Origin of the sequence: Sphingomonas brevis (assembly GCF_023516505.1) — a bacterium.
In the GTDB taxonomy this organism is placed as follows: Bacteria; Pseudomonadota; Alphaproteobacteria; order Sphingomonadales; family Sphingomonadaceae; genus Sphingomicrobium; species Sphingomicrobium breve.
The window spans coordinates 394,484-409,027 of record NZ_JAMGBB010000001.1 but is presented as its reverse complement, the minus strand read 5'-3'; the positions used below and the strand labels follow the sequence as shown (position 1 = coordinate 409,027).

The 14,544-nt window shown below is 63.5% G+C and carries 14 protein-coding genes; 11 read left to right on the top strand and 3 right to left on the bottom strand.

Annotation, left to right across the window (positions count from 1 at the left end; all coding sequences use genetic code 11):
- The first annotated feature begins 6 nt into the window (after positions 1 to 6).
- The 8 genes from LZ518_RS02200 (at position 7) to LZ518_RS02165 (ending at position 7,432) form a co-directional block, all read left to right on the top strand.
- Positions 7 to 498 carry an A24 family peptidase gene (locus tag LZ518_RS02200; RefSeq protein ID WP_249914411.1) on the top strand — a complete coding sequence of 164 codons (492 nt, stop codon included), beginning with the start codon at positions 7 to 9 and terminating at the stop codon, positions 496 to 498.
- A 29-nt stretch (positions 499 to 527) separates the two neighbouring features.
- Complete coding sequence (cpaB, locus tag LZ518_RS02195; protein ID WP_249914410.1) at positions 528 to 1,556, top strand: Flp pilus assembly protein CpaB; 1,029 nt, start codon at positions 528 to 530, stop codon at positions 1,554 to 1,556.
- A gap of 1 nt (position 1,557) precedes the next feature.
- Positions 1,558 to 3,069, top strand: coding sequence for a type II and III secretion system protein family protein (locus LZ518_RS02190; RefSeq protein ID WP_249914409.1), 1,512 nt, complete (start codon positions 1,558 to 1,560; stop codon positions 3,067 to 3,069).
- Between the two features lie 23 nt (positions 3,070 to 3,092).
- Entirely contained in the window at positions 3,093 to 3,725 is a 633-nt protein-coding gene (locus LZ518_RS02185; protein ID WP_249914408.1) for a CpaD family pilus assembly protein, read from the top strand.
- Between the two features lie 2 nt (positions 3,726 to 3,727).
- Complete coding sequence (locus LZ518_RS02180; RefSeq protein WP_249914407.1) at positions 3,728 to 4,996, top strand: pilus assembly protein CpaE; 1,269 nt, start codon at positions 3,728 to 3,730, stop codon at positions 4,994 to 4,996.
- A gap of 70 nt (positions 4,997 to 5,066) precedes the next feature.
- Positions 5,067 to 6,041, top strand: a complete 975-nt coding sequence (locus LZ518_RS02175) for a type II secretion system F family protein (protein WP_249914406.1) — start codon at positions 5,067 to 5,069, stop codon at positions 6,039 to 6,041.
- Positions 6,042 to 6,055: 14 nt separating this feature from the next.
- The gene (locus tag LZ518_RS02170) at positions 6,056 to 7,045 is read left to right on the top strand and encodes a type II secretion system F family protein (protein WP_249914405.1); all 990 of its coding nucleotides are present in this window, start codon (positions 6,056 to 6,058) and stop codon (positions 7,043 to 7,045) included.
- 81 nt (positions 7,046 to 7,126) lie between these two features.
- A complete protein-coding gene (locus LZ518_RS02165) occupies positions 7,127 to 7,432 on the top strand; it encodes a hypothetical protein (RefSeq protein ID WP_249914404.1) in 306 nt (101 codons plus the stop codon).
- An 84-nt stretch (positions 7,433 to 7,516) separates the two neighbouring features.
- On the opposite strand, the gene glyS is transcribed toward LZ518_RS02165, so the two are convergent.
- Positions 7,517 to 9,568 (bottom strand): glycine--tRNA ligase subunit beta, encoded by a 2,052-nt coding sequence (gene glyS / locus LZ518_RS02160; protein ID WP_348538661.1) that lies wholly within the window; start codon positions 9,566 to 9,568, stop codon positions 7,517 to 7,519.
- On the bottom strand, positions 9,565 to 10,425 hold the full coding sequence (locus LZ518_RS02155; RefSeq protein ID WP_249914403.1) for a glycine--tRNA ligase subunit alpha: 861 nt from the start codon (positions 10,423 to 10,425) through the stop codon (positions 9,565 to 9,567). Before LZ518_RS02155 ends, glyS begins: the two co-directional genes overlap by 4 nt.
- 125 nt (positions 10,426 to 10,550) lie before the next feature.
- On the opposite strand from LZ518_RS02155, the gene LZ518_RS02150 reads away from it, so the two are divergent.
- From LZ518_RS02150 to LZ518_RS02140, 3 genes are all read left to right on the top strand, one after another.
- Positions 10,551 to 11,450: a TraB/GumN family protein gene (locus LZ518_RS02150; RefSeq protein ID WP_249914402.1), complete on the top strand. Its 900-nt coding sequence runs from the start codon at positions 10,551 to 10,553 to the stop codon at positions 11,448 to 11,450.
- Positions 11,451 to 11,682: 232 nt separating this feature from the next.
- A complete protein-coding gene (locus LZ518_RS02145) occupies positions 11,683 to 12,432 on the top strand; it encodes a TraB/GumN family protein (protein ID WP_249914401.1) in 750 nt (249 codons plus the stop codon).
- A gap of 108 nt (positions 12,433 to 12,540) precedes the next feature.
- The gene (locus tag LZ518_RS02140) at positions 12,541 to 13,218 is read left to right on the top strand and encodes a 50S ribosomal protein L25/general stress protein Ctc (RefSeq protein WP_249914400.1); all 678 of its coding nucleotides are present in this window, start codon (positions 12,541 to 12,543) and stop codon (positions 13,216 to 13,218) included.
- Between the two features lie 74 nt (positions 13,219 to 13,292).
- On the opposite strand, the gene LZ518_RS02135 is transcribed toward LZ518_RS02140, so the two are convergent.
- Positions 13,293 to 14,534, bottom strand: coding sequence for an aspartyl/asparaginyl beta-hydroxylase domain-containing protein (locus tag LZ518_RS02135; RefSeq protein ID WP_249914399.1), 1,242 nt, complete (start codon positions 14,532 to 14,534; stop codon positions 13,293 to 13,295).
- Positions 14,535 to 14,544: the final 10 nt, after the last annotated feature.

The window sequence follows — 14,544 nt, the reverse complement described above, 5'->3', positions numbered from 1 at the left end:
GCCATCATGATGAATGGCGGATTCACCCTGGCCCTGCTCGGAATATTGGCGGCAATGCTCGTCTGGATCGCGGTGGTCGATATCAAGACCTACACGATTTCCGATCGACTTAACGTTGCCATTGCCTTGCTCGCGCCCGTCTATTGGTGGGCGTCCGGCGTCGACCTTTGGCCTGACGCCTCCCTGCGGGTGGCGATGGCGGTAATCGTCTTCCTGCTCTTCGCCGGCGCCTTTTACCTCAACGTGATGGGCGGCGGGGACGTGAAGCTGGCCGGGGCGCTGGCCCTGTGGTTTGCGCCCTACGATACGGTGAAGCTGCTGGTGATCATGTCGATGGCGGGCGGGCTGCTTACCCTGGTCGTTCTCGGCCTGCATCGCATTCGCAAAAAGACCGGCCGTCCGGAGGTCCCGTACGGTGTCGCCATCGCGGTGGGCGGAATGTGGTTACTAGCCCAACGCTTTCTTAACCAATTTGCCGGATTGTCGCTGGGCAACTGAGTGACCCTCACTGGGGAGGCGTAATCGCCATGGACGTCAAGAAAGTCGCGCTGCTCGTCGGAGCGCTGGTCATCGCGGTGGTTACCGCCATCATGGCCAAGAACATGTTCGCCGGTGCGGGGGCCGATCAGGCCAACGCAGCTCCTGTGGTCCCGGCTGGCCCGAAAGTGCTGGTCGCCCGCAAGGCGCTGCCGGTCGGCACCATCATCGATGCCGAAAGCCTGACCTTCCAGGCCTGGCCCAAGGAACTGGTGCAGAACGCTTACTACACCGAGGGTGCGCCCGAGGCCGATGTGCAGAAGCTGCTCGGCACGGTTGTCCGCAACCCGATCACCGCTGGCCAGCCACTGACCAAGGGTGCGCTCGTCGGCCCGAACGATCGCGGCTTCCTTGCCGCGGCGCTTGGCCCGGGCATGCGCGCCATCACCGTTCCGGTGTCGAACACCACGGGCGTTGCCGGCTTCATCTTCCCGGGTGACCGGGTCGACATGATGCTGACCCAGGATGTCGCCGGTGGTGGCGATGGCCCGCCGCTCAAGGTGTCGGAGACCGTCATTCGCAACCTGCGCGTGCTGGCCACCGATCAGCGGACCGACAGCAAGGACGAAGAAGGCAAGACCATCGTCAAGACCTTCAATACCGTCACGCTGGAAGTTACGCCGCGCATCGCCGAAAAGATTGCAGTTGCCCAGTCGCTGGGTTCGCTGAGCCTGTCCCTGCGCTCGATCGCCGACAACACCGCCGAACTTGAGCGGGCTGTTGCCTCGGGTGAGGTCAAGGTTCCGGCCGGCACCAATCCGGTTGAAGAACGTCAGATGCTGCTGGCTGTCGCCAATCGGCCGGCCGACAACAACACGACCTTCGTTACCGGCGGTGACGTGTCGCGCTTCCAGCGCCGCAGCATCCCCGCCAAGCCGTCGGATAGCTCTGGCAATGCAACCAACAATTCCGCCAACGCCTCGGGCGGCGCTGTAGCTGGCACGTCCGTGCCGGTCGGCCCGGTCGTTCGTGTCGCTCGCGGCAATAGTGTCACCGTCGTTCCGGTGGGAGCTCGCTAAAATGACCAGTATCTCCGTCCGTCGCCAGGCGCGCCTGGGCACCGCCCTTGCCGCACTGGCCCTGAGCCTCGGCTCAGTCGTCGTCGCCACGCCCGCCGCTGCAAAGCCGGCCGCTGCCGGGACCTATCGTCCCACCACGCAGGTCCAGCTGTCGGTCGGTGAAGGCCAGATGATCCGCCTGCCGCGCAAGGTTGCGGACGTTTGGACCTCCAACCCTGGCGTTGCCGACGTCTATGTCAGCAACCCGAACCAGATCAATCTGTTCGGCAAGGAGTTCGGCGAGGCTACCGTCATCGCCACTGCGGCCGACGGATCGGTGGTCTACGGCACCAACGTCCGGGTCAGTTCGAACCTTCCTTCGATCCGCGAAGTGCTCAGGGCAGCAATGCCGGACTCGAATATCCAAGTTCAAACGGTCGGCCAGCGGGCCATCCTGAGCGGTACCGTCGCGTCGCCTGAAGACGCAGCCTTTGCAATCGACCTGGCCACCAGCGAGCTTAATCCTGGCGTCGACATGTCGAAAGAAGGCGCGATGTGCAAAATCTGCGTGGTAAACCGGCTCAAGACCGCGACGCCGCTGCAGGTCACGCTCAAGGTTCGCATTGCCGAGGTCAGCCGCAGCCTGATCAGGTCGATCGGCGTCAACATCCTGACCCGCGACGCGACCAGCGGCTTCCAGTTCGGACTGGGCCAGGGCAACCCCGGCACGTTCGGATCGCCAGCTTCGCCGGACGGCAGCACCGCTGCCATTCCGAAGTCGTTCAATGTGATCCCGGGCGGTACTTCGCTTGGCTTCGCCGGCAAGTTGCTCGGCCTCGACATCCTGTCGACGCTGGACCTTGCCGAGAATGACGGCCTGGTCACGATCCTTGCCGAACCGAACCTGACGGCACTGTCAGGCGAAACCGCCAGCTTCCTTGCCGGCGGCGAGTTCCCGGTGCCGATCTCGCAGGCCCTTGGCTCGGTGACGATCGAATATAAGCAATATGGCGTCGGGCTTGCGTTCACTCCGATCGTGCTCGCCGACGGCCGCATTTCGATGCGCGTCCGTCCGGAAGTCAGCGAATTGTCGAACGAGGGCTCGATCCGTCTTAACGGGTTTGACGTCCCGGCGCTGACCACCCGCCGTGCCGAAACGACGGTGGAGCTTGGATCTGGCCAAAGCTTCATGATCGCCGGCCTGCTTCGCAACGCCAATACCAACAATGTCGACAAGGCGCCGTTCCTCGGCGACCTGCCGATCCTTGGCGCGCTGTTCCGCTCGACCAAATATCGCCGCGCGGAAACCGAGCTGGTGATCGTTGTCACGCCGTATTTGGTCCGGCCGGTGTCGAACCAGCTGGCCGCGCCGACCAATGGCTATCGCGCGCCAACGGCGATGCAGCAGGTATTTGAAGGCCAGAGCTACACTGGCGTGTCGGGCCCCGCCCCGGCTCAGGCTGCTCCGGCGCCCGCCGTTACCGGCGCCGCCGCGACAACTGCCGCGCCGGCAACCCCCGGGTTCAAGCTGTGACCGCGCAAAGGAAGGATCAGACGATGTACCGTCATTTCACTCTTCTGGCTCTCGCCGCCGCGGTTGCTGGGTGCACTCATGACCAGCCGACCGAGGCCTTGCGGGGCGTAGAACCGGTCAATGTTCCGGTCGTGACCCGGGCGGACTATGCGTTCGATCTCGCTGCTCCGGGTGGATCGCTGCCGTCGTCGGAAGCGGGTCGCCTGGACGGCTGGTTCCGGTCGCTGCAGCTGGGCTACGGGGACTCGATCTACGTCGATGGCCTGGATGCCTATGAAGCGAAGTCCGACGTCGCCCGCATCGCCGGTCAATTTGGCATGATGGTCAGCAATGGCGCCCCGGTCACGGCCGGTGCGATCCAGCCAGGGACCGTCCGCGTGGTCGTGACCCGCGCACGGGCAAACGTTCCGAACTGCCCGAACTGGTCGGCGCCATCGCAGCCCAATCTACAGAATAACAGCATGTCCGGTTTGGGCTGCTCGGTGAACGCCAACCTGGCCGCAATGGTCGCCAACCCCGAGGACCTGGTCCACGGGCGCGAGGGCAGCACCGTGGTTGATAGTGTGACCGCGACCAAGGCGGTCAACACCTATCGCACGGCGAAGCCGACCGGCACGACGGGCTTGCAGGATCTCAATACGAAGAAGGGCAACTAGTGATGAACGCTCCGTTCCAAGCGCGTGCGGGTCTGCGTGACCCCTTCACCGCCTTCGTCTGCGATGATGCGACGGCCGACATGCTGCGTCCGGTTGCGGTCGAGCATGGCTGGTCGCCGGAAAAGGTCCACAAGGGTGGCCTGCGCAACGCGGTCCAGTCGCTGTCGGTTTCGGCCAGCCCGACGATCCTGTTCGTCGACCTGTCTGAATCAGCCGACCCGCTGAACGACATCAACGCGCTTGCCGAGGTTTGCGAGCCGGGCACGGTGGTGATCGCCTCCGGGCAGGTCAACGATGTCCGCCTGTACCGCGACCTCGTCGCCAGCGGCATCCACGACTATCTGCTGAAGCCGTTCACGGTCGACCAGCTGCGCGATACCTTCGCTCATGCCCAGTCGATCCTGTCGGGTCCGCGCGGCGAGGCGCAGGCCGACAAGCCGCATGTCCTGACCGCCGTGATCGGCGTTCGTGGCGGCGTTGGCGCGTCGACCCTGGCTACCAGCCTGGCCTGGCTGATGGGCGAGAAGTCGCACCGCTCAACCGCTTTGCTGGATCTCGATGTCCATTTCGGCACCGGTGCGCTGGCGCTCGACCTTGAGCCCGGACGCGGTCTCACCGACGCGATCGAAAATCCGAGCCGCATCGATGGCTTGTTCATCGAGCGCGCCATGATCCGCGCCAACGAACGGCTCTCGGTCTTGTCGGCCGAGGCTCCGCTTCACCAGCCGCTGATCACGGATGGCACCGCCTTCTTCCAGCTCCAGGAGGAGATGAAGAACGCGTTCGAATCGACCGTTCTCGATCTTCCGCGGCAGATGCTGATCCAGTATCCGCACATGGTCCATGACGCCCATGTTGCGCTGGTTGTCAGCGAACTGACCCTGGCGGCGACGCGCGACACGATCCGGGTGCTTGCCTGGATCAAGTCGAATGCGCCCCAGACCAAGGTGATCGTTGCCGCCAATCGCGTGCCTTCGGGCGGCGCGCTGGAAATCAGCAAGAAGGATTTCGAGCAGTCGATCGAGCGCGATGTCGATATCGTCTTCCCGGAAGACCGCAAGGTCGCGGCCCAGGCCGCCAAGCTGGGCAAGCCGATGGCCGAGATTGCGACCGGCAAGATGGCCGCGCCGTTCACCCAGCTGGCGAACATGGTGCTCAGCCATGCCAGCGAGGAAGGCGCGACGTCGGAAGCCAAGGCGGCTGCCGGCGGCAAGTCGCTGGTCGACAATCTGAAGTCGATGCTGGCCAAGCCGAAAGACAAGGCCGCGTAACGAGTAGCGCGACCGCGGGAGGGCCCTGCCCTCCCCGTTCGCAACAATGGGCAGGACGAACGGACGGATCATGATCTACATCATCATCGTGGCGGTCGGCGTGTTGGGCGTGCTCCTGCTTGCAAATCAGGCAATGAGCGGGCCCAATCCGCGCAGGTCGCTTAAGCGCCGGGTCGAACTGATCAAGGAGCGTCACGGCGAAGGCGGCGTGCTGGCGGCTAACGCGCAGGCGCAGATCCGCAAGCTGATGGCTGCCCGTGCCAGCCGGGTAGACAGCTGGGCTTCGACTTTGATCCCCAAGCCCGCCCTGATGCGCCAGCGGCTCGACCGCACCGGCAAGAACATCACGCTCGGCAAGTATATGATGGCGTCACTCGGCATTGTGGCGTTCATCGCCGCGTTGCTGATGATCCAGGGCATGCCCTTCTTCCTGGCGTTCTTCGTCGGCCTGTTCGCCGGCGCGGCCATCCCGCATTTTGTGGTCGGTTTCCTGATCAAGCGCCGGGTCAACCAGTTCAATTCGAACTTCCCCGACGCAATCGAACTGATGGTCCGCGGCCTTCGTTCGGGTCTGCCGATCACCGAGACCCTCGGCATCGTCGCCGGCGAAATCGGCGGTCCGGTCGGAATCGAATTCCGCTCCGTCTCCGACAAGATGAAGATCGGTCGGACGATGGAAGCTGCACTGCAGGAGACGTCGGATCGTCTTGGAACCGCCGAGTTCCAGTTCTTCGTCATCACACTGGCGATCCAGCGCGAGACGGGCGGCAACCTGGCGGAAACTCTGTCCAACCTGGCCGACGTGCTGCGCAAGCGCGGGCAGATGAAGCTCAAGATCAAGGCGATGAGTTCGGAATCGAAAGCGTCTGCCTACATCGTCGGTTCGCTGCCGTTCATCGTCTTCACGATGGTGTACATGGTGAACCAACACTACATGAGCGGCTTCTTCACTGACCAGCGACTGATGGTCGCAGGCCTTGGCGGGCTGTGCTGGATGAGCATTGGCGTGTTCATCATGGCCAAGATGGTCAGCTTCGAGATTTAGCGGAAACCATAGCGATGGAAACTTCCACCGGACCTACTCTACTCGGCGTCGACGTCATCTGGGTGGCGACCGTGCTCAGCGCGGTGGCGACGCTCGCGGTGATCGTTGCGCTCTATGCGGCGACCACCGTCCGCGATCCAATGGCTCGCCGGGTGAAGGCGCTCAACGAGCGCCGTGAGCAATTGAAGGCCGGCATCGTCGCCTCGACCAACAAGCGCAAGAAGCTGACCAACAAGAATGTCGCGGCCGATCGCGTGCGCGGCATCCTCAGCAGCTTCAAGATGCTGCAGGACGACCAGATCAAGAAGACCCAGATCCGCCTGATGCAGGCCGGCATCCGGACCAAGGATCTGGCCTTCTTCATCATCTTCGCCCGCTTCGTCCTGCCGGTCGTGCTCGGCATCGGCGCGGTCGTACTGATCTACGGCGTCGACTTCTTCCCCGGCTGGTCGTGGTTCAAGAAATACGCCTTCGTCGCCGGCACGCTGGTCGGCAGCTACAAGGCGCCGGACGTCTGGCTGACCAACAAGGTCAAGAAGCGCAGTGACGCCATTCGCAAGGGCCTGCCCGACGCGCTCGACCTGCTCGTGATCTGCGCCGAAGCCGGCCTCACCGTCGACGCCGCGTTCAACCGCGTCGCCAAGGAATTGGGCAAGGCCTATCCGGAGCTGGGCGACGAATTCGGCCTGACCGCGATTGAGCTGGGATTCCTCGCCGAGCGCCGCCAGGCATTTGAGAATTTCGCCATGCGCGTCGACCTCGACGCCGTTCGCGGCGTGGTCACGACCATGATCCAGACCGAGAAATACGGTACGCCGCTCGCCTCCGCGCTGCGCGTGCTGTCGGCCGAGTTCCGTAACGAGCGCATGATGCGCGCCGAGGAAAAGGCGGCTCGCCTCCCGGCGATCATGACCATTCCGCTGATCCTTTTCATTCTGCCGACCCTGTTCATCGTCATCCTGGGTCCGGCGGCCTGCTCGATCAGCGACAATCTGTTCAAGTAACGGCTAGGTTCGGGGGTGGGGTAAACCGCCGTCGCTCTCTCTCGAGGGAGCGGCGGCGGTCCTCGTTTCGGGAACGGAAAGGTGGGAACGGCAGTTGATGCCCGGCAACTCAAGTTTCAGGGGATCGAAATGCTGCAATTCTCCACCGACCAGTGGATCATCGTCCTGCTGGTATTCCTGCTTGGCCTGTTCATCGGCGGCTTCATCTTTTCCGGAGGCGGCCGGAAGTGGAAGCACCGCTACAATAATGAGGTCGATCGCCGCGCCGAGCTGGAGCGAACCCACGCCGAACGCGAAAAGGAATGGCGGGAGAGGGACAGCCTGCGCGCCGCGGCGCTGAAAGGCGATCGCAATGCTGACGGCGTGGTCGACGAACGCGACGCTTAGCTGCCGTCATCGCGAGGAGCGCAGCGACGCGGCGATCCAGCCTGGATTGCTTCCCCCGGCGTGGGCCGGGGTCGCAATGACGACTTATCCCTCGATCTTGCTGAAATCAGCCACGGTGTGAACCGCGTCGCGGAAACGCGCGAGCAGGTTTAGCCGCCGCGCGCGGATCGCCGGATCGGCGTCATTGACCGTCACCTTGTCGAAGAAGGCGTCGATCGGCCCGCGCAGGTTCGCCAGGGCGGTCATCGCGCCGGTGAAGTCCTCATTCTCGACCGCCTCGACTGCATGCGGCCCGGCATTGTCCAGCGCGTCCCTAAGCGCAGCCTCTTCAGTCAAGACATCAGCGTCGCCCGCCGCGGTTTGCTCCCACTTTTCTTTCTTCAGGATATTTGCCGCGCGCTTGTAGCCGGCCAGCAGATTAGCGCCCTCGGGCGTTTCGACGAAGCCCTGCAGCGCTTTCACCCGCGCCAGCAGCCTTACCAGATCGTCCTCGCCGCCTAGAGCAAACACCGCATCGATCAAATCGTGGCGAACCCCGGCGTCGCGCTGCTGTACCTTCAGCCGGTCTGCAAAGAACGCCATCAACTCCTCGACATCGGCCTCGGCGTCGGTGAGGCCAAACGCCTCGCGCAGGCTCATGCGCGTCTCGTTCGCCAAAATGGTTTGGATTACCGCCAATGCCGCGCGGCGAAGCGCAAACGGGTCCTTTGACCCGGTCGGCTTGATCCCTTTCGAGAAGAACTGCGCCAGCGTATCGATCCGGTCGGCCAGCGCAACACAGGCAGGAATGCAGCCATCGGCTACCTGCTGATATTGCTGCTTGAGTGCAGAGACCAGGCCGGGCTTTTCCCCGGCGCGCTCAGCATAGTGGCCGCCCATAACGCCTTGCAGCTCAGGAAACTCGCCGACCATTCCGCTGGCTAAATCAGCCTTTGCCAACAGCCCCGCGCGATAGGCAGTCTCGGGATCGCGATCGGGAAACCAGCGCTTGCAAATGGCTTCTGAAAGCGCGGCAATCCTTTCGGCCTTGGCCTTCAGGCTTCCCATGCCTTCATAGAACAGCATCTGGTCTATCTTCGGCAGAAGGTCCTCCAGCGAAACCTTGAGATCCTGTTCCCAGAAGAAGCGAGCATCGGCCAGCCGCGCCGCGAGAACGCGCTCGTTGCCGGCGACGATTGCCTCACACCCATCCTTGGCATCGATGTTGGCGACGCAGACGAAGCGCGGTGCCAGCTTCCCCGCTCCGCTACTCGCCATGCCCCCGGCATGGCTGCGTTGCTCGCCATCGCGCATCACGAAATATTTCTGGTTGATGCGCGCGGTGAGCTGGATCACTTCCTCCGGCACATCGAGGTAGGCCGGATCGAACGAACCCAGCAGTGCCTTGGGCAGCTCCGTCAGGCCGGCGTTCTCAATCACCAGGCCTTCATCTTCGACCAAGGTCAGCTTGGCCGACTTCGCCAGCTCGGCGGCTCCGTCGCGGATGGTCGCCTCGCGCTCCTCCTGATCGACCACCACATGGCAGGCCCGCAATTTTTCGACATAGTCGTGCGCACCGCCGATGGTGATCGGGCCGGGATGATGGAATCGATGACCCAAAGTGGTCGCTCCGCATTCCACCCCGTCGACCTCGACCGGGACGATATCCTCGCCCAGCAACGCGACGATCGAATGCAGCGGCCGGACCCAACGGAGCGAAGAAGTTGTGTTAGATTTCGCGCCCCAACGCATTGATTTCGGCCAGGGAAATTCGCGCACGATCGCGGCGATCGCTTCCGCCAGCACATCGCTGGCCGCCCTCCCCGGCCGGTCGATCACGGCGAACCAGGTGCCGTCGCGATCCTCAAGCTGGTCCTGGGCAAGGCCGGTCTTGCGCAGGAAACCCTCGAGCGCCTGGGGCGGCGCCGACGTCCGCGGGCCTTTCAATTCTTCGCTCACCGCTTCGGTCGTCTCGGGGAGGCCTTTGGCGATCAATGCTAACCGCCGCGGGGTCGAGTAAGTCGTGATCCCCGAGTGGGTGAGCCCGGCGTCGGCCAGCTTCTCCGCGAACAGCCGCGCCAGGTCGTTGCGCGCCTTGGCCTGCATCCGCGCCGGGATTTCCTCGGACAGCAGTTCCAGGAGAAAATCCGCGCTCACGCTTCATACCCCATATGGGTCATCCACGCCCCGCAGGCGCCCTTGGCCAGGTCGCGGACCCGCCCGATATAGGCCTGCCGCTCGGCGACCGAGATGACGCCCCGCGCCTGCAGCGTGTTGAAGATATGGCTGGCCTTGATCGCCTGCTCATAGGCGGCAATCGGCACCCCGGCTTTCAGGCTATTCTCGCTTTCCGCGGCCGCCTGCTTGAACAGGTCGAACAGCCGGTCGGTGTCGGCTACCTCGAAATGCCACTTCGACATTTCGCGCTCATTTTCCAGGAACACGTCGCCATAGGTGACGCCGTCATTATTGAACGCCAGGTCGAACACATTGTCCTTGCCCTGGATGTACATAGCCAACCGCTCGAGCCCGTAGGTCAGCTCGCCCGACACCGGCTTGCAGTCGAACCCGCCGACCTGCTGGAAATAAGTGAACTGGGTTACTTCCATCCCGTCGCACCACACTTCCCAGCCGAGCCCCCAGGCGCCGAGCGTCGGGCTTTCCCAATCGTCCTCGACGAAGCGGATGTCATGCTTCAACGGGTCGATCCCGATCGCATCCAGCGAACCGAGATAAAGCTCCTGCAGATTCTCCGGGCTAGGCTTCAGCATCACCTGATACTGGTAATATGCCCCCAGCCGGTTCGGATTTTCGCCGTAGCGGCCGTCGGTCGGGCGCCGGCACGGCTGGACATAGGCGCATTTCCAAGGGGCAGGCCCAAGCGCCCGAAGCACCGTTGCCGGATGAAAGGTGCCGGCCCCCATTTCCAGGTCATAGGGTTGCAGGATGACGCAGCCCCGCTCGGCCCAATAATGGTGCAGGGTCAGGATCAGGTCCTGGAAACTCAGGCTCACGCGTTGGATTTCCCGTAACGATACGAATTCGTCGGGCTTTGGCCGATGAAATGGGCGGCGGCAAGTGGACGTTAAGCTATGGGCTGCTTACCTAGGCCGCAAAGATCGAGGGAGTTGGCACCGATATGAGCCTGTTAAAGCGTTTTGTCCGCAAGCTGGCCGCGTTTGGCGCCATTGCCGCCACTGCCTGCGCTGCCCCGGCGGCGGAGCCCAAGGCCGCCAGCCCGGCCTTGTGGAAAGTGGCCGACAGCGACACCACAATCTATCTGTTCGGCACCATCCATCTGCTGCCCAAGGGCACGGTGTGGCGAAGCCCGGCATTCGACAAGGTCGCTGCCGGATCGGACACGCTGATCGTCGAGACCGTGGTTGATGAAAAGGATCCGGCGGCTACCATGGGCGAACTGTTCAAGCTCGCCATTTCTCCCGGCCTTCCGCCGCTGTCCGCGCGCATCCCGGCTGACAGAAAGGCGGCGCTCGACGACGCGATCGCCAAGTCGGGTATTCCAGTGCAGGCGCTCGACAAGATGGAAACCTGGGCCGCGGCATTCCTGCTGCTTGGCGTCCAGTTCAAGGATCTGGGCCTCGATCCCAGTTCCGGAGTGGAATCGGTCCTGCGCAAGCAGTTCGAAGACGGCGGCAAGCCGATCGACCAGCTTGAAACCAATGCCGAGCAGCTCGGCTTCTTCGACAAGCTGTCCGAGAAAGCGCAGCGCGAATTCCTGATCGGTGTGCTCGACGATGCCGGCGAGATGAAGGACCAGTTCGGCGGAATGCTGGCGGCGTGGAGCAAGGGCGACGTCAAGGCGATCGCCGACAGCTTCAATGCCGAGCTCAGCGATGCGGCGGAGCTCAAGGATGCGCTGCTCGTCCGCCGCAATGCCAATTGGGCTCAATGGGTGCAGAGCCGGCTGGACAAGCCTGGCACGGTCCTGGTCGCGGTCGGCGCCGGCCACCTTGCCGGCGATCAGTCGGTGGTGAGCATGCTCCAGAAAGATGGCGTCAAAGTCACACGCGTCCAATAATCCCGCGCCTCAGGCTCTTTTCGTCGCAAACTAGGTGAAATCCTCGCTGGGTTCGTTGACCATTAATCATTATTGGCCAATTGTTTAGACCTCAATCGGCGGGGGGTCGCCAATGGAACGGACTCGATTTGGCGCCAGGCGTATCGCGCCCATCAAAACGGCAGCGACGGTCCTTGCGGGCATGCTCGCTATGCTGCCGACATCGACTGCCGGCGCGCTTCAGGCGGCGCCAATGCCCCAAATCCGCGCGGCCAGCGTGGTCCATGCGACGCCGGCACTTTGGGTAATCCGCGACGCCGACACGACCATCTACCTGTTCGGCACATTCCATTCGCTCGACAACCGCACCGCCTGGTTCGGCGACAAGGTCCGGACCGCGTTCGACGCCTCGGAAGAGCTGGTGCTGGAGACTGTTGTACCAGCCGACCCGCGCGCTCTTCAGGAGACCGCAAGGCCCGAGGTGACCGAAGTGACCGCCGACGGCAAGCGCCGGATGAAGCCATTCATGGCCCAGACCCAGGCCGCCATCGGCACCGGTCGGAGCATCGGCATGTCGGTCGAAAATGGGGCGGACGCGGTCCTTCGCCGGGTAGCCGAGGGCGCCGGCAAGCCGGTCGGAGGGCTTGAAAAGTTCGAGGACCAGCTCAAGGCGCTGGCCAATATCCCGGTTCCGCCGCCAGGCGCGGCTGCCGCGTCGACCACGCCGGCCGTGACCGTCACTCTCAACGATTTGCTCGGCGCCTGGACCAGGGGCGATACCGGCGCATTTTCCGACATGTTGGCCGGCTTCGCGGCGAAGTCGCCGACCGCCTATCGGATGCTGATCGCCGACCGTAACGCCCGCTGGGGCCAGTGGATTTCCGACCGGCTGCAACAGCCTGGGACGGTGTTCATCGCCGTCGGATCGGGTCATCTCGCCGGCAAGGACAGCGTCCAGTCGTGGCTTGCCGCGCGCGGCATTACGGCAGCGCGCGTCAGCTAGGACGCCCAAACTTGCCAAACGGGGCCCTCGCCCCTATAGGCGCGCGCTTGCCCACCCATGGTCATCCCTGGAGGCGTGGCGGGGCAGTTTAACGAAGGAAAATGCGAAATGAGCGAACAGCTGACGCTGCCCGCCGAAGCGCGCGATCGGGCTGGCAAGGGAGCCTCCCGTGCACTGCGCCGCGAAGGCCGGGTCCCCGCCGTGGTTTACGGCGACAAGAAGGAAGCCCTCTCGATCCACGTCGAGGAAAAGCTCCTGACGAAGATGCTCCACACCGGGCACTTCATGAATTCGGTCGTCATGATCGAGCTGGACGGCAAACCCAACCGGACCCTGCCGAAGGCGGTGGATTTCCACCCGGTCAGCAGCCGCCCGATCCATGTCGATTTCCTGCGCATCGGCGAACACAGCAAGGTCACCGTGGCGATCCCGGTCCGCTTCGACAATGAAGAAGCTTCGCCGGGCCTCAAGCGTGGCGGCGTGCTCAACATCGTCCAGCACGAGCTGGAGCTGGTGTGCGACGCGGCCCACATTCCGGAAGAGATCCACATCCCGCTCGATGGCCTCGACATCGGCGATTCAATCCACATCAGCGACGTCAAGCTGCCTCAGGGCACCAAGGCCGCGATCGACGACCGCGACTTCACCGTCGCGACGATCGTCGCTCCGTCGGCGATGAAGGCCGAAGAGGAAGAGACCGCCGCTGAGGGCGAAGTCCCGACCGTTGGTGAGGATGAGGCTGAAGGCGAAGGCGAAGCCCCCGCCGAGGGTGGCGACGAAGCCTAAGCTTCCCGCACAAGCCAATCGAACAAGAACGCCCATCCCGCCCCGCGGGGTGGGCGTTTTTCTTTGCGCGAATGCTAAAGCCGGATTTCCGGTGCCGATAGGCGAACGACGTCCCGATCGGCTTCGCTTAGATATGGATTCCAGACATCGATGATCAGGATCGCGCGGGGCCGGTCGCTGTCGTTCCAGGCCTCATGCTCGATAGTGTCGTCGAACGCCCAAGCCTCTCCCTCGACCCATTGGCGTATCTCGCCGCCGACGCGAAAGCCGCAGCCATCCGGGACTACCAGGGGCAAGTGAACGACCGACCTGATATTTGTCGTTCCCGTATGCGGCGGAATTCGCGTCTTCGGCGCCAGGATGGAAAACATGACGGCGGGGCCCTTGCCGGGAATATCGAGCAGCGGCAGGCCTGCCAGAATCTCGGCCGTCCTCGGGCAGCGAGAGCAATTGGCCTCTTCCCGCATGCCGCTAGTCCACAATGAATAGGCGCTCCATCGTGGCGATTTGTTGAGCTCTACCCACTGGTTCAGCGGCTTGGTCGGATCATATTGGATATAGGGTTCGAAACCCGGCGCATCCTCTCGCCACAGGTCGAGCAACTCGTCCCGGATCGCCTCAACGCCAGCCTCCAGCCGGTCGAACCATGGAAACAGGTCGCGGTCGAAGAACTCAGGGGCCGGCAGGAACGGAAAATGCGGCCCGGTTGGAGCGGGGGCATAGACTTGGCGAAGCCCGCAAATCTGGTCGAGATAGGCTTTGGCGCCCGACCCGCTGACGTTGGCGAGCCCGTCGATCGCGCCCAACCGCTCGCGGCGCTGACGGGCATCATCGGCGACCAGCGCGCGGCCGCGCGCCAGCGCCTGGTCGAACTCCGGCGGCAAGCCTCCGGTCGCCGGCAGGGCCTGCAAGACGGCGCGGTAGCTGCGGACGGCAAGATCGCTCTGTCCAAGGGCTTCGTACAATTGCCCTTTCTTGAGAAGCGCGGGCAAATAATAGGGATCGCACTCAAGCCCTTTGTCCAATGCGCCGAGCGCGTCCTTCGGCCGTCCGGCCTTCTCCAGCGCGGTTCCAAGGTTCAGCCAAAGCGGCGGAGCGCCGGGATCGGAGGTCACGGCCCGTTCGAATGCGGCGACCGCATCGCCGTGTCGTCCGCCATTCATCAGGATCAAGCCCATCATATTGAGGGCTGAAGGATTTCCCGGCGATTGAATTAGCGCCCGGTTCAGCTGCTCGATTGCTCCGGCCGGATTGCCGTCAATATTCTCCCGATTGGCCCTGGCCAGCAGCTCACCAAATGTTTCGGCCTCGCTCATCGGCGCATGG

Excerpts from the sequence above, each read along its gene's own strand:
- LZ518_RS02200 (WP_249914411.1), top strand. The coding sequence starts at position 7 with ATGATGAATGGCGGATTCACCCTGGCCCTGCTCGGAATATTGGCGGCA.
- cpaB (WP_249914410.1), top strand. The coding sequence starts at position 528 with ATGGACGTCAAGAAAGTCGCGCTGCTCGTCGGAGCGCTGGTCATCGCG.
- LZ518_RS02190 (WP_249914409.1), top strand. The coding sequence starts at position 1,558 with ATGACCAGTATCTCCGTCCGTCGCCAGGCGCGCCTGGGCACCGCCCTT.
- LZ518_RS02185 (WP_249914408.1), top strand. The coding sequence starts at position 3,093 with ATGTACCGTCATTTCACTCTTCTGGCTCTCGCCGCCGCGGTTGCTGGG.
- LZ518_RS02180 (WP_249914407.1), top strand. The coding sequence starts at position 3,728 with ATGAACGCTCCGTTCCAAGCGCGTGCGGGTCTGCGTGACCCCTTCACC.
- LZ518_RS02175 (WP_249914406.1), top strand. The coding sequence starts at position 5,067 with ATGATCTACATCATCATCGTGGCGGTCGGCGTGTTGGGCGTGCTCCTG.
- LZ518_RS02170 (WP_249914405.1), top strand. The coding sequence starts at position 6,056 with ATGGAAACTTCCACCGGACCTACTCTACTCGGCGTCGACGTCATCTGG.
- LZ518_RS02150 (WP_249914402.1), top strand. The coding sequence starts at position 10,551 with ATGAGCCTGTTAAAGCGTTTTGTCCGCAAGCTGGCCGCGTTTGGCGCC.
- LZ518_RS02145 (WP_249914401.1), top strand. The coding sequence starts at position 11,683 with ATGCCCCAAATCCGCGCGGCCAGCGTGGTCCATGCGACGCCGGCACTT.
- LZ518_RS02140 (WP_249914400.1), top strand. The coding sequence starts at position 12,541 with ATGAGCGAACAGCTGACGCTGCCCGCCGAAGCGCGCGATCGGGCTGGC.
- LZ518_RS02135 (WP_249914399.1), bottom strand. The coding sequence starts at position 14,534 with ATGAGCGAGGCCGAAACATTTGGTGAGCTGCTGGCCAGGGCCAATCGG.